At 71.0% G+C, this 12,525-nt stretch carries 14 protein-coding genes and 1 pseudogene; 6 read left to right on the top strand and 9 right to left on the bottom strand.

The annotated features are described in order from the left end of the window. The first annotated feature begins 30 nt into the window (after positions 1 to 30). Complete coding sequence (locus J3S20_RS05060; protein ID WP_216835171.1) at positions 31 to 1,089, top strand: trypsin-like peptidase domain-containing protein; 1,059 nt, start codon at positions 31 to 33, stop codon at positions 1,087 to 1,089. A gap of 189 nt (positions 1,090 to 1,278) precedes the next feature. Continuing rightward, positions 1,279 to 1,944 (top strand): annotated as a pseudogene (locus J3S20_RS05055) (transporter); the annotation flags it as partial. A gap of 119 nt (positions 1,945 to 2,063) precedes the next feature. On the opposite strand, the gene J3S20_RS05050 reads toward J3S20_RS05055, so the two are convergent. The 7 genes from J3S20_RS05050 to J3S20_RS05020 form a co-directional block, all read right to left on the bottom strand. Further along, positions 2,064 to 3,047 (bottom strand): ABC transporter substrate-binding protein, encoded by a 984-nt coding sequence (locus J3S20_RS05050; protein WP_216835169.1) that lies wholly within the window; start codon positions 3,045 to 3,047, stop codon positions 2,064 to 2,066. 7 nt (positions 3,048 to 3,054) lie between these two features. Continuing rightward, complete coding sequence (locus J3S20_RS05045) at positions 3,055 to 4,050, bottom strand: tripartite tricarboxylate transporter substrate-binding protein (RefSeq protein WP_216835168.1); 996 nt, start codon at positions 4,048 to 4,050, stop codon at positions 3,055 to 3,057. A gap of 211 nt (positions 4,051 to 4,261) precedes the next feature. After that, complete coding sequence (locus tag J3S20_RS05040) at positions 4,262 to 5,008, bottom strand: SDR family NAD(P)-dependent oxidoreductase (protein WP_343215156.1); 747 nt, start codon at positions 5,006 to 5,008, stop codon at positions 4,262 to 4,264. Further along, complete coding sequence (locus J3S20_RS05035; protein WP_216835166.1) at positions 5,005 to 5,895, bottom strand: BKACE family enzyme; 891 nt, start codon at positions 5,893 to 5,895, stop codon at positions 5,005 to 5,007. Before J3S20_RS05035 ends, J3S20_RS05040 begins: the two co-directional genes overlap by 4 nt. Positions 5,896 to 5,900: 5 nt before the next feature. Further along, on the bottom strand, positions 5,901 to 6,209 hold the full coding sequence (locus tag J3S20_RS05030) for a YciI family protein (RefSeq protein WP_216835164.1): 309 nt from the start codon (positions 6,207 to 6,209) through the stop codon (positions 5,901 to 5,903). A 1-nt stretch (position 6,210) separates the two neighbouring features. After that, positions 6,211 to 7,059, bottom strand: coding sequence for a dioxygenase family protein (locus J3S20_RS05025; RefSeq protein ID WP_216835162.1), 849 nt, complete (start codon positions 7,057 to 7,059; stop codon positions 6,211 to 6,213). Positions 7,060 to 7,073: 14 nt separating this feature from the next. Beyond that, on the bottom strand, positions 7,074 to 8,129 hold the full coding sequence (locus tag J3S20_RS05020) for a quinone oxidoreductase family protein (protein ID WP_216835160.1): 1,056 nt from the start codon (positions 8,127 to 8,129) through the stop codon (positions 7,074 to 7,076). A gap of 115 nt (positions 8,130 to 8,244) precedes the next feature. On the opposite strand from J3S20_RS05020, the gene J3S20_RS05015 reads away from it, so the two are divergent. The 3 genes from J3S20_RS05015 (at position 8,245) to J3S20_RS05005 (ending at position 10,483) form a co-directional block, all read left to right on the top strand. Then, the gene (locus J3S20_RS05015) at positions 8,245 to 9,336 is read left to right on the top strand and encodes a LacI family DNA-binding transcriptional regulator (RefSeq protein WP_216835158.1); all 1,092 of its coding nucleotides are present in this window, start codon (positions 8,245 to 8,247) and stop codon (positions 9,334 to 9,336) included. Next, a complete protein-coding gene (locus J3S20_RS05010; protein ID WP_216835156.1) occupies positions 9,327 to 10,172 on the top strand; it encodes a metallophosphoesterase family protein in 846 nt (281 codons plus the stop codon). The genes J3S20_RS05015 and J3S20_RS05010 overlap by 10 nt, the downstream gene beginning before the upstream one ends. Positions 10,173 to 10,267: 95 nt before the next feature. After that, positions 10,268 to 10,483: a hypothetical protein gene (locus tag J3S20_RS05005; protein ID WP_216835154.1), complete on the top strand. Its 216-nt coding sequence runs from the start codon at positions 10,268 to 10,270 to the stop codon at positions 10,481 to 10,483. Here J3S20_RS05005 and ltnD read toward each other — a convergent pair. Beyond that, complete coding sequence (ltnD, locus tag J3S20_RS05000; RefSeq protein ID WP_216835152.1) at positions 10,476 to 11,396, bottom strand: L-threonate dehydrogenase; 921 nt, start codon at positions 11,394 to 11,396, stop codon at positions 10,476 to 10,478. The two genes, J3S20_RS05005 and ltnD, sit on opposite strands and share 8 nt — an antisense overlap. Positions 11,397 to 11,764: 368 nt before the next feature. Here ltnD and J3S20_RS04995 point away from each other — a divergent pair, with 368 nt between their 5' ends. After that, positions 11,765 to 11,914, top strand: coding sequence for a hypothetical protein (locus J3S20_RS04995; RefSeq protein ID WP_216835151.1), 150 nt, complete (start codon positions 11,765 to 11,767; stop codon positions 11,912 to 11,914). Positions 11,915 to 12,058: 144 nt separating this feature from the next. Here J3S20_RS04995 and J3S20_RS04990 read toward each other — a convergent pair whose 3' ends face one another. Further along, positions 12,059 to 12,475 (bottom strand): MarR family winged helix-turn-helix transcriptional regulator, encoded by a 417-nt coding sequence (locus J3S20_RS04990; RefSeq protein ID WP_216835149.1) that lies wholly within the window; start codon positions 12,473 to 12,475, stop codon positions 12,059 to 12,061. Positions 12,476 to 12,525 lie beyond the last annotated feature (50 nt).

Genomic DNA, 12,525 nt, shown 5'->3' with positions numbered 1-12,525 from the left:
GCGGGGGCCGGCGGACGACATCCGCTAGCCATGCGCAACCACCCTCGCCCCGCTCTGTTCCTGGCCGCCCTGCTGGCTGGCCTGACCCCCGCCTTGGGCCCGCTGCCCGCCAGCGCCCCGGCCCTGGCGCAGGAGGCCGGCCAACTGCGCCCGCCGGAAGGCGCGGTGCGAATCGTCAACCGCACCGGCCAGCCGGCCACCGCGCTGCATGCGGTGCGCAGCGGCCGGACGGATTGGGGCAGCAACCTGCTGAATCGCGGCCCACTGCCGAACAATGCGGGCTTCACCCTGCGCCCGAATGCCGAGGCCGGCTGCCGCTTCGACATCCGCCTGGTGCTGGAGGATGGGCGGGAAAGCCTGGCGCGCGACCAGGACATCTGCGCCAACCGCCAGCTGGAACTGCACACCGCCAGCGCCGCCGCGCCGCCCACCCCTTCCGTGGCGCAGGCGCGGCCGAACCCGCAGGCCCGCAACGTGTCCACCGGCACCGGCTTCGTCGTGGCGCCGGACCGGGTGCTGACCAACCAGCATGTGGTGGCGGGCTGCGACCGCATCCTGGCGCGCGCGCCGGATGGCCGCTGGCTGGCCGCGGTGCCGCCGGCGCAGGTGGATGCGGCGCTCGACCTGTCCATCCTGCGCATCCCCGGCAATCCCGGCCCCGCCCTGTCCTTTCGCGCCGGCCCCGCGGTGCGGCGCGGCGAGGGGGTGGTGGCCTATGGCTTCCCGCTGACCGGCCTGCTCTCGGCCGACCCGAAGCTGACGCGCGGCGAGATCAATGCGCTGGGCGGCATCCGCAACGACCAGAACAACTTCCAGATCAGCGCCGAGGTGCAGCCCGGCAATTCCGGCGGGCCGCTGCTGGACATGCAGGGCCATGTGGTGGGCGTGGTGGTGGCGAAGCTGGACAGTCGCCGCGTGCAGAACGTGGACAATGTGAATTTCGCGGTGAAGGGGGAGGCCGCCCAGGCCTTCCTGCGCCGCGCCGGCCTGTCCTTCCAGACCGCCGAAAGCCGCGGGCCGGAGCGCAGCGCGGCGGATGTGGGCGACATCGCCAACCGATCGACCGTGCTGCTGCGCTGCGAGCGATAGGCGACCGGAACCGCCGCCTTTCCGATTGGTTCATCCCCGGCCGGACAGGAACCGGCGCCGCCACGGAGCCGCCAGATGCCCGCCAGACCCTTCCCGCTCCTCCTGCTGCTGGGCGCACTGCTGCCCTTCGCCGCCGCGGCGGAGGAGGATGGGGCCTAGCCCAATGCCGGGGCGCCCTTCTCGGTCGGCGATGCCTACACTTCGGAGGCCGGCGAGTTCACCCTGGAGAACGTCTTCGGCTATGAGCGGGCGCGCGGTGGGCGCGGTGGGCGCGAGGATTTCCGGCCCTCGCCGACCCTGAAATACGGCCTGAACGACCGGCTGGAGCTGAGCCTCGGCGGCGATTACGGTTTTGGCAACGGCAGCGGCGTGAACCAGGGCAGCATCGGCCCGGCGCTGACCGCGCGGCTGGCGGACCAGGACGGCCTGCTGCCGACCGTGTCGCTGGCGCTCGGCGCATCGCTGCCCTTCGGGCCGGGCCGCGGCGGCACGGTGATGGACCTGACGGCGGCCACGAGCTGGGTGACCGGCCGCGGGCCGGGCAGCTTCGGCCTGCACCTGAATGCCGGCTTCCTCTCCACCATCGACCCGCAGCCGGGCGAGCGCCGCACCGGCTGGCTGGCCGGCGCCGCGGTCAGCCATGTGGTGAACCCGCAGACGGTGCTGGTCGCCGCCTATTCCCGGCAGACGCAGGATGAGGGGGAGCGCGACTACAGCCTGGTGGAGGCCGGCGTGATCCGCGGACTGACCGACCAGCTCAGCCTGGGGCTGGCGGCCGGCGCCGGGTTGAACCGCGATTCCCCCCGCCTGCGCCTGACCGCCTCCCTCACCTACAGTTTCTCGACCGGGCGGTAGTCCGGCGGGCTGAGGCGGTTGTTCGGTCGCGAGGGCGTCTGAAGTGGGGGCTTATCGTCACGCCCCCCTCACCCAACCCTCTCCCCCCTGCGGGGGGAGAGGGCTTTTTTCTTAGCTTCTCAGCCGAGCGCCGCCGCGCGGATCGAGGGGTCGATGTAGCGCGTGATGTCGCCCAGCTCCTTCGCTGGCTGGGCGTATTTGCTGCGCAGCCGCAGCACGGTGCGCAGCCCGGCCTCGTCGATCCGCAGGTCGCGGTAGATTCCGCGCTCGGCATCCAGCAGCGCGGTGGCGGCCCGCGCCGCGACCGGGGGCGGCATATTGGCGCGCGCCGTCAGGATGGCCGCGGCCTCCGCCCGGTTCGCATCCAGCCAGGCCAGGCTGTCCCGGAAGCCGCGGGTGAAGCCCACCAGCGCCGCCCGCTTCTGGTCGATCACGCCGCGCCGCGCGGCGGCGACGATGCCCTGATAGGCACCCACCGCATCCCGCCCGCGCGCCAAGCGCCGGAAGCCGCGTGCCTCCGCCGCCAGGTCCAGCGGGGTGTTCAGCAGCGTCGCCGCCTGCTTGCCCTCCAGCAGCGCCGCCAGCCGCTGCGCGCCGCCGCCGACGGCGACCCATTCCACCTGGTCGGCGATGCCCGCCTGGCCCAGCACCTCGCGCAGCACGAAGGCGAAGCCCGTGGTCATGGCATCGACGGAGACGACCTTGCCGCGCAGCCCGGCGAGGTCGGGCACATCCGCCGCCGCCATGACCGAGAGCATGCCGTCATCGACGCCGAAGAAGGCCGCAAAGTCGGAAGGCCCCGGCAGCTGCGCCTCGCCCTGGCCCTCATTATAGGCAACGATATTGTCGACCGAGGTCAGCGCCAGGTCGAATTTTCCGGCGTAGAGGTCGGAAGCCATGGCGCGGGAATTCGGCGTCAGCTCCAGCGCCACCTCCACCCCGTGGCGGGCAAAAATGCCCTGGGCCTGGCCGGCCCAGAGGACGAGGTTGGAGGCCCCCGCGAAGGCCACCACGTTCAGCCGTGCCGGGCCTTGCGCGCTGGCCGCGCCGGCCGCCAGGGCGCCTGCGAGAGTCATGGCGCTGCGCCGCGTGATGTCGTGCATGACACGATCAATCCGCGAACTGGCCAGCGGCCTGCAGGATCGGGCGCCAGCGCTCGATCTCGGCCGCCAGATGCGCGCGATGCACCTCCCCGTTCTGCCGCGAGACGGGCTCCGGCGGGCTGCCGAGGCCGGTCATGCGCTCCACCACGCGGGGATCGGCCAGCGCGGCGCGCAGCGCCTGGTTCAGCCGGTCCTGCACCGGCTTCGGCGTGCCGGCCGGCGCGTAGAGGCCGTGCCAGATCGCCACCTCGAAGCCCGGCAGCCCGCCCTGGATGGCGGTGGGCACGCCGGGCACGGCGGGCAGCGGCTCCGCCGTCGTCACCGCCATCGCCTTGATCTGGTTCGCCTGGATGAAGGGAATCGCGCTGGTGGTCTGGTCGCAATAGATGTCGAGGCGATTGGCCATCAGCTCCGGATAGATCGGGCCGGAGCCGGCGAAGGACACCGTGGTGAAGCGCGTGCCGAGGCTCGCCTGCAGCAGCGTGCCGCAGAGCTGGCTGGCGGAGCCGAGGCCGGCATTGCCGAGGTTGATGCGCTCCCCGCCCTCTCGGATCAGCCGGATCATCTCGCCGAAATTGGCGGCGGGGAAATCGGGGCGGGTCAGCCAGACCATCGGCGTGGCGGTGACCAGGCCCAGCGTCTCGAAGGCGGTCAGCGGGTTGTAGGGCAGGCGGCGATACAGCGTCGGCGCCGTGGACATGCCGATGTTGTGCAGCAGGATGGTGTGGCCGTCCGGCCGCGCCTGGGCCACGCGGTTCACGCCGATGGTGCCGCCGGCGCCGCCGACATTCTGCGCCACGACATTGACGCCGAGATCGCGCGACATCGCCTCCGCCAGCATGCGGCCGACCGCATCGGTGGGGCCGCCGGGGGCGAAGGGAATGATGAGGGTGATGGGCTGGCCGGCGGGCCAGGCGGCCTGCGCACGGGCGCCCTGGGGCAGCAGCGCGGGGGCGGCGAGGGCGGCGGCGAGCAGGGTGCGGCGGGTGGTCTGCACGGACATGTTTTTCATTCCCTTGGACGTTTTTGGTGGCCGGTTTTCCGGCCTGGTTGGTTGCAGTCGGTCTTGATCCTGCGGTGCCCCCCTCACCCGCTCCGGCTAGGCGCTGCGCGCCAAGCCTGCGCAGCCCTCTCCCCCCGACGGGGGGAGAGGGTTTGGGTGAGGGGGGCTGCGCAGGCCTTGAAAGCCTCGGCCAGTCGCGCGCCCTTCTCGCTCAGCGCCCTCCGCCGATATCCACCAGCGTGCCGGTCATGTAGGCCGCGCCCGGCGAGAGCAGGAAAGCCACCAGGCTCGCCACCTCCTCCGGCTCTCCGGGCCGCCCGAGCGCGATGGCCGAGGTCATCGCCTTCAGCCGGTCCGCGCCCGCGCGCGCCTCGTGGCTTTCGGTGCGGATCACGCCCGGCCGCACGCAGCACACGCGGATGCCAAGTTTGCCGACTTCATTGGCGAGGCCTGCGGTGAAGCCATCCACCGCACCCTTGGCGGCGGCATACATCACCCGCCCCGGCTGGCCTCCGAGCACGGAGGCGCGCGAGCCGATATTGACGATGACGCCGCCCTGCCCGCCGCGATCGGTCGCCATGCGGCGCACGGCGGCGGAGGAGCAGAAGACGGTGGTGCGCAGATTGCCGTCCATCATCAGGTCGTAATCGGCCGCGGTGATCTCGGCGATCTGCGCCTGGGCGCTGCCGCCCGCATTGTTCACCAGGCCCTTTACGGGACCGATGGTATCGGCGGCCTCGAACAGCGCGGCGATGCCGGATTCGGACTGCACATCCGCCTGCACCGCCTGGGCACGGCCGCCAGCGCCCTTGATGGCCGCTACGGTGGCCTCGGCAGAGGCCGCGTCGCGCGCGTAGTTGACGACGACGTTCCAGCCATCCGCCGCCGCCGCCTTGGCGATGGCAGCCCCGATGCCGCGCCCGGCACCGGTGACGATCAGCACGCCACGATCGGTCACCGCGACCACCCGCCGACCTGCGACAGCTCCGCTCGCGCCTCCGCCGCCGTCATCGGCTCCGCGCCAAACTCGGAAAGAATGCGCACGGCGCGTTCCACGAGCACGGTGTTGCTGACCGCGAGCTCGCCCTTGTTGAGATAAATATTGTCCTCGAGCCCGACGCGCACATGCCCGCCCAGCAACCAGGCCTGCGCCAGCATGGGGAATTCCATGCGGCCGATGGCGAAGGCCGCCCAGGGGCTGCCCGGCGGCAGGATGGACTTGGCGTAGTTCAGCGTCGCGGGGTCCCAGTCGAAGCCATAGCGGATGCCCATGCAGACCTGGAACAGGCAGGGGCCCTTCAGCACGCCATCGGCCATCAGCTTCTTCGCCAGGCCGATATCGCCGGAATCGAAAACCTCGAGCTCCGGGATGGTGCCGACCGAATAGATCAGCTCCGCCATGCGCGTGACGGACCAGGGCGCATTGATCACCACGGCGCTGCCGGACCACATGGTGTTCAGGTCGAGCGTCGCGATCTCCGGCTTCAGCTCGACGATGTGGGCCACGCGCTGATCCGGCGGCAGCAAGGTCGAGCCGGCGGCGGCTTCCCGCGGATTGTGCTCGGAGGGCACGAAGCGGCCGCCCGGGCCGGTGGTCAGGTTGATCACCACATCGGTGCCGGAGGCGCGGATGCGGTCCATCACCTCCCGGTACAGGTCGATGGACATGGACGGCCTGCCGGTGGCGGGGTCGCGCACATGGATATGCGCGACGGCGGCACCGGCCTTCGCGGCCTCGATCGCGGCATTGGCGATCTGCTCCGGCGTGATCGGCAGATGCGGCGTCTGCTCCGGCGTGGTGATATTGCCGGTGACGGCGCAGGTCAGGATGTATTTGCGGCGCATCGTGATCAGTCCTTCGCGGGGCCGAAGGCGGGCCTGCCGAGCGTGATGTCGAGGAAGCGGGTGATCAGCACGCGTTCGAACAGCCCGTTCTGCGCGAAGGGATCGCCGGCGGCGAAGGCCTCGGCCGCCGCGCGGTCCGGCACGCCGACGATGAAGACGGAGCCGATCCGCGCCTCCCCGTCATCGGCCACCATGGGGCCGGCCAGCTTGATGTCGACGGGGCTCGCCTTGAGATAGGCACGATGCGCGTCGTAATGCGCCTCGCGGATCGCGGCGCCATCGGCGACCTGGGTGCAGTGGATCAGGAACAGCATCTTAGGAAACATCCTCCCGGGGAATCCGGAATTCGTAGCGCAGTTTCGCGGGCTTGCCTTCCGCCTTCGGTGCGTCCCAGTCCGTGACGAGGCTGGCTTTCACGCCGAACACCGCATCGTCATGCAGATACGGGTCGCCATCCTTGAAGATGTGGGTGATCAGGTCGCGGTAGCCGGGCTTCTTGATCCAGAAATGCACATGCGTCGGCCGCATCGGGCTACGGCCCATGGAGGCGAGCACGCGCCCTACCGGCCCGTCATGCGGCACCGGATAGCTGGCCGGCATCACGGTGGGGAAGGACAGCACGCCATCCGCGCCGGTGACGAAACGGCCGCGCATATTGTGCTCGTCGCCCAGCTGGCTGTCGTAGAAGCCGTCCGGCGAGGTGTGCCAGACATCCACCTGCGCGCCTTCCAGCGGCTGGCCGGCCTCGTCCAGGATGCGGACCTCCACCTCCAGCGGCTCGCCCGCCACGCCGGGCGACATGTTCTGGCCGTTCTGCAGAACGGGAGGATTTTCGCGGTGGAAGGGGCCGAGCACGGTGGTCTCGCTGACGCTGGCATGGGTGCGATGCGCGATGGCGTCCACCAGCATGGAGACGCCGAGGATGTCGGACAGGAGAATGACCTCCTGCCGCTTGTCGTCGCACCAGCGGCCGAGCTCGGTGATGAAGCCGACGCCCTGCTCCCATTCCTCGGGCGCGAGTTCGACCTCGCGCACGAAGTCATGCACATGCGTCACGAGGGAGGTCATGATCTGGCGGATGCGCGGACTGGCCTCGGGCGAGATGCGCGCCAGCACGGCCTCGGTCAGGTTCTCGCTGGTATAGGTGATATGGCCTTCGGGCATCGGGGGGTTCCCTCTCAATCGGCCATGGTCAGCACGACGCGGCCGCGCGTGCCGCGGGCCACCGCGGCATAGGCCTCCGCGCCACGCGCCAGGTCATAGGTTTCGGCAAGGACGGGCGCCGGATAGGCGCCGGATTCGAAGCCGGGGCGCAGCGCCTCCATCATCGGGGCGCAGGCGGCGGCGGAGCGCTTCAGGCTGTCCACGCCGAGCAGCCTGCATTCGCGGCGATAGAAGGGGATCAGCTCGAACTTCACCTGCTCGCCCGGCGTGCCGGCGATGACGATCATGCGGCCGCCGAAGGTCAGCGCGGCCAGCGCGGCCTCGGTCAGCGCCGGCTTGCCGACGCAGTCATAGACCACGTCGACGCCGCGCCCGCCGGTGGCGGCGGCGATCTGCGCCGCCACATCGTCCCGCGTCACGTCGATGAAGCTTTGGGTCGCATGCCGCGCCGCGCTGTCGGCCGGTGCCGCGCCGCGCACCGCCGCGATCACCGTGCAGCCGCGCGCCGCGCCGATGCCGCAGGCAGCGCCACCGACGCCGCCCGTGGCGCCCAGCACCAGCAGCGTCTCGCCGGGCTTGAGCTGCGCATAGTCCAGCCCGATCCAGGCGGTGACGTAGTTCACCCCCACCGCGCCGGCCTGTTCGAAGGTGAGGTTCGCGGGCTTCCGCGCCAGCGCAGCCACCGGCAGCGCCAGGTAGCGCGCATGGCTGCCATCGCGGGTGAAGCCGATATCGCCGCCGGTGCCCCAGACCTCCACGCCCTGCCAAGCCGCAGGGCCTTGCACCACCACGCCCGCGAAATCGCGCCCCGGCGTGCGCGGCGGCACGGTCTGGCGCATGCGGCCGGCCAGGTTCTTCACGTCGGATGGGTTCACCGAGGCCGCCATGACGCGCACCAGCACCTCCTCCGCCGCCGTCACAGGCAGGGGCAGGTCCTGGCAGGCCAGCATCTCCGGCCCGCCGAAGGCGGCGAAGCGCAAGGCGGGGGCCTGCAGGGGCAGGGTCATCGCCTGCGGCGGCTGGGCGGATGCGGCGGGCGCCTTCCCCGCGGCGGGGGGAGCGTCGGTCATGGGCGGTCATTTCCTCCGTTGACGGTTCGGTAAGGCCTGCCGCGGCGAGGGTCAAGAAAAATCTGCAATCGATTGCAGTGCCCGCTTTTCCGGGGCTTGCGCTATAGCCGCCTGGATGTCCCTGCCCCCACCCCGCGATCCCGACGCCCTCCCCGGCGCCTCCCCACCCCGCGCCACCATCGCCGATGTCGCCCGCGAAGCCGGGGTGCATGCCTCCACCGTCTCCCGCGCCCTGAACCCCGCCACCCGCGGCATGGTGACGGAGGCGGTGGCGCTGCGCGTGGCGGCTGTGGCGGACCGGCTGGGCTGGCGGCCTTCCGCCGTGGCGGCCGGGCTGCGCACCCGCAAATCCCGCACCATCGGCATCCTGGTGCCGGATCTGATCAACCCGATCTTCCCGCCCATCCTGCATGCGGTGGAAACCCTGCTGGCGGCGCAGGGCTATGCCACGCTGGTGGCCAATACCGACAACGACCCGGCGCGGGAGGCGCTGCTGATCGAGCGCATGGCGACGCATCTGGTCGATGGGCTGATGCTGGCCTCCGCCGCCGCCGGCACCGGCGCCATCTCGCTCTGCGCCCGGCTCGGCATTCCCGCCGTGCTGATCAATCGCCGCATGCCGGAGGGGGCGGGCTGCGCCGCGGTCTCCGCCGTCACCAATGACGACCGGCACGGCATCGGCCTGGCGGTGGACCACCTGGTGGCGCTCGGCCATCGCCGCATCGCCCATCTCGGCGGGCCGGAGGGGGTCTCCACCGCCACGGACCGTCTGCAGGGGTTCCGCGACAGGCTTGCGCAGCATGGCCTGGAACCCGCGGCGCTGCGGCCTGCCCAGGCCTATACGCGCGAGGCCGGCCGCGCCGCGATGCAGGCGCTGCTGGCCGAGCCGGGGAAGGGCTTCACCGCCGTGGCGGTGGCCAACGACATGCTCTGCCTCGGCGTCTATGACGCGATGGAGGCGGCCGGGCTGCGCGTCGCCGCGGATATCTCCGTCACCGGCTTCAACGACATGCCCTTCGTCGACCGCATCCACCCGGCGCTGACCACCATCCGCATCCAGCACGACGCCATGGGCCGCCAGGCCGCGGAGATCCTGCTGGCGGAAATGGCCGACCCCACGCGGCCGCGCCAGAATATCCGCCTGGTGCCGGAACTGGTGATCCGCGCCTCCACCGCCCCGCCTGTCCAGGAGCCCGCATGCCGCTGATCGTCGCGCAGATTTCGGACGCCCATCTCGGGCCCCGCACCACCGTCTTCCAGGCGAATATGGCGCGGATCGAGGCGGTGCTGCATGCGGCGCCGCCGCAGGCGTTGGTGGGCAGCGGCGATCTCTCGCTGGATGGCGCGGGGCGCGATGCCGACCTCGCCTTCGCCGCCGCCGCCTTCCGCCGCGCCGCCGGCAGCGCGCCGCTGCTGACCATTCCCGGCAACCACGATGTGGGCAGCGACCGCCGCAGCATGCCGGACCAGCCGGTGGATGCCGCCCGCCTGGCCCGCTGGCAGGCCGAATTCGGCGCCGATCGCTTCTGCCACGACCTGGACGGTCCGGGCGGGGAGGCCTGGCGGCTGATCGGGCTGAACACGGAGATCATGGGCACGGGCCTGGCCGAGGAAGCCGCCCAGGCCGCCTGGCTGGTGCAGGCCCTGGAAGGCCTCGGCCGCCGCCGCATCGCCGCCTTCCTGCACAAGCCCGCCTTCGTGGAGAAGCCGAGCGATCCCTTCGACTACTGGTCCGTGCCGCCCGAAGGAAGGCCAGCCCTGGTGCCCCTGCTGGGGCATCCGGCGCTGCGCCTGGTCGCCTCCGGCCATCTGCACCTGCATCGCATGCAGCAGCGCGGCCAGGTGGTCTTTGCCTGGGCCCCGCCCGCCTCCTTCGTCTGCGAGCCGGAGATGCAGCCGGGACTGCCGGGGGACCGCGTCACCGGCTTCCTGCGCCACACCCTGCACCCCGACCATGTGGAAACCGAGCTGGTCTGCCCGGCCGGGCTGCGGGCCCCCTTCCTGGAGGAGGTGCGGGCGGAAACCTACCCGAAACCCACGTGAAACTCTGTTTTGTTCACGCTCTATGCAACCGTTGGTTGGTTTCCCGTAAACAAGGCCACGGCTAAATTTAGCGAGGTTCACTCCACGGGTCATACATGTCCCAGGCAAATATAGCCCAGGCCAAAAAGCCGAGGTCCGAATTCCTGGGCCTGCACGACCCCTATGGGGATACGCCCACCGGCAAGGATGCGCCGCGGCCGCCGGCCGGTCCGCTTGTGGATCGCGAAAAGGCAGGGGAGCTGGTGCGCGCGGGCAGTGCGCTGACCGCCCTTTTCCTGCTGATCGCGGTGATCATCACCGCCTTCAGCTAGATTTTCCGTCCCCCGGCAACGGAATGCCGGTCAGCGCCTGCCAGACCCGGATGACGAAGCCATCATCGGCGCGGCCATGGCCCATGGCGCTGGCCGCCGTGAACAGCTGCTGCGCCTGGCTGGCCAGCGGCACCGGGTGGTCCAGCGCGCGCGCCATCTGCGCCACCAGGCCGAGGTCCTTGACGAAGATATCCACGGCGCTGCGCGGGGCATCGTCCCCGGTCAGCACGCGCGCCATGCGGTTCTCGAACATCCAGGAATTGCCGGCCGCACTCGTCACCACGTCGTAGAGCTTCTGGGGATCCGCGCCGGCGCGGATGCCGAGCGCCATCGCCTCCGCCGCCACGGCGATATGCACGCCGGCCAGCAGCTGGTGCACGACCTTCACCGTGGCGCCGATGCCGGGGTCCTCGCCCAGCTCCCACACCTTGGTGGCGACCGCATCCAGCACCGGCTTCGCCTTGGCGAAGGCCGCCGGGCTGCCGGAGGCCATGACCGTCATCTCCCCCGCCGCCGCCTTGGCCGCGCCGCCGGAGACGGGCGCATCCAGGTAGAGAAAACCCGCTTCTTCCGCGCGCTTCGCCAGGCGCCGGGCATCGTCCGGGCCCATGGTGGCGGAGGCGATGATGACGGCGCCGGGGGCGAGCCGCGCAGCGCAGCCTTCCGGACCGAACAGCGCCGCTTCGGTCTGCGCGGCATTGACCACCAGCAGCAGCACCGCCTGCGTCCCCGCCGCGATGGCCCCCGCGCTGGCCGCCACCTGGCCGCCCGCCTTGGCAAAGCTGTCGCGCGCGGCAGACGAAAAATCGCAGCCGGTCACCGAAAGCCCCGCGCGCAGGCAGGACAGCGCCGCCCCCATGCCCATGGCCCCAAGGCCAATCACCGCCACCTGCACTGCCCACGCTCCCTGCATGTCGACCGCACCCTTACCGGGCGCGCGCGTTAAGACAAGACGAGGCGCGCGATCTGCACGAGGGCGGAGACGACGAGCAGCACCAGGACGATGCGGCCGAGCTTATCCATTGAGGGCATGGCGCGGAGATGGGAAGGCGCGGCGCGGCCGCCAAGGGCGGGCCGGCCCGCGCGGCGCGATGTCTCCGCATCGCGCCCTGCCGTCCTGGACGAGGGCTCCCGGCCCTTCCGCGCCATCCGCGGCCTGCCAGGGCACAACCGTCCTATCGGACAACAGTGGTTCAGTTTGAAGATGTCCGGCTGAAACTGTCCGCATCGCAGTGGTGCCGCATCCCCGATATGCTCGGCCCCAAGCAGGAGGGGCGAGCGATGCCGGACACGATTGAGCCGGTGGAAGCTGAACGCTTCGCGCCAGGCACTTTCGGCTGCCACGAGGCGCTGCACATGGCGCATGTTCTAGCTGAGTTGGTCGATGACCGTCTGTGCGGGCATCCGGCTGTGGGGTTGGTGCCCGAATGAAAGGCGCTGGCGGATCGGGCTGCGGCTGCGTTGCAAGATCTGTGTCAAGCCATCGGAGCAAGGCACAAGGACGCCTGACATGCCCAAGGGATGCGTCCACGGCTTCCGACGCCGCGTCGTCGATCGCTGCGGCCGCGCGGCGCGCTAGCCCGCAATCTCTCTGAGCAGAGCCTTCAAGGCCGGCGCGGCTCCGGCATGGCGGGCCAGCAGGACGGCTTCGTGCGCGCGGGCCTCGGCCACCAGTTCGGCCGCCAGCGTCACACCGCCAAGCGTGAGCAGGACGCGCATCGACCGGCCTTCCCGCCGGCGGGTGACCAGACCCTCCGCCGCCATCCGGTCCAGCAGCTTGGACATGGTGGGCTGCTGCATCAGGCAGGTGGCTGCCAGCTCGCCGACCGTGACGCCCTCTCCCGCGCCCTCCAGCGTCGCCAGCACGCGCCAGACCGGCACCGCCACGCCGCGGGCCTTCAGCTGCGCATGGAAGCCGGCCGAGGCCGCATGGCTCGCCCGCGCCAGCAGGGCCAGCAGATAGTCCTGGACGAAGCGCGGTTCCGTCTGCATGCCGGTCAATATATGACTTTTCATATCTCGCGGACCAGCGTTATCCTGCC

Origin of the sequence: Falsiroseomonas tokyonensis (assembly GCF_019024325.1) — a bacterium.
Lineage (GTDB): Bacteria > Pseudomonadota > Alphaproteobacteria > Acetobacterales > Acetobacteraceae > Falsiroseomonas > Falsiroseomonas tokyonensis.
This window is presented reverse-complemented; position numbering and strand designations above follow the sequence as displayed.

Excerpts from the sequence above, each read along its gene's own strand:
- J3S20_RS05060 (WP_216835171.1), top strand. The coding sequence starts at position 31 with ATGCGCAACCACCCTCGCCCCGCTCTGTTCCTGGCCGCCCTGCTGGCT.
- J3S20_RS05050 (WP_216835169.1), bottom strand. The coding sequence starts at position 3,047 with ATGCACGACATCACGCGGCGCAGCGCCATGACTCTCGCAGGCGCCCTG.
- J3S20_RS05045 (WP_216835168.1), bottom strand. The coding sequence starts at position 4,050 with ATGTCCGTGCAGACCACCCGCCGCACCCTGCTCGCCGCCGCCCTCGCC.
- J3S20_RS05035 (WP_216835166.1), bottom strand. The coding sequence starts at position 5,895 with ATGCGCCGCAAATACATCCTGACCTGCGCCGTCACCGGCAATATCACC.
- J3S20_RS05030 (WP_216835164.1), bottom strand. The coding sequence starts at position 6,209 with ATGCTGTTCCTGATCCACTGCACCCAGGTCGCCGATGGCGCCGCGATC.
- J3S20_RS05025 (WP_216835162.1), bottom strand. The coding sequence starts at position 7,059 with ATGCCCGAAGGCCATATCACCTATACCAGCGAGAACCTGACCGAGGCC.
- J3S20_RS05020 (WP_216835160.1), bottom strand. The coding sequence starts at position 8,129 with ATGACCGACGCTCCCCCCGCCGCGGGGAAGGCGCCCGCCGCATCCGCC.
- J3S20_RS05015 (WP_216835158.1), top strand. The coding sequence starts at position 8,245 with ATGTCCCTGCCCCCACCCCGCGATCCCGACGCCCTCCCCGGCGCCTCC.
- J3S20_RS05010 (WP_216835156.1), top strand. The coding sequence starts at position 9,327 with ATGCCGCTGATCGTCGCGCAGATTTCGGACGCCCATCTCGGGCCCCGC.
- J3S20_RS05005 (WP_216835154.1), top strand. The coding sequence starts at position 10,268 with ATGTCCCAGGCAAATATAGCCCAGGCCAAAAAGCCGAGGTCCGAATTC.
- ltnD (WP_216835152.1), bottom strand. The coding sequence starts at position 11,396 with ATGCAGGGAGCGTGGGCAGTGCAGGTGGCGGTGATTGGCCTTGGGGCC.
- J3S20_RS04995 (WP_216835151.1), top strand. The coding sequence starts at position 11,765 with ATGCCGGACACGATTGAGCCGGTGGAAGCTGAACGCTTCGCGCCAGGC.
- J3S20_RS04990 (WP_216835149.1), bottom strand. The coding sequence starts at position 12,475 with ATGCAGACGGAACCGCGCTTCGTCCAGGACTATCTGCTGGCCCTGCTG.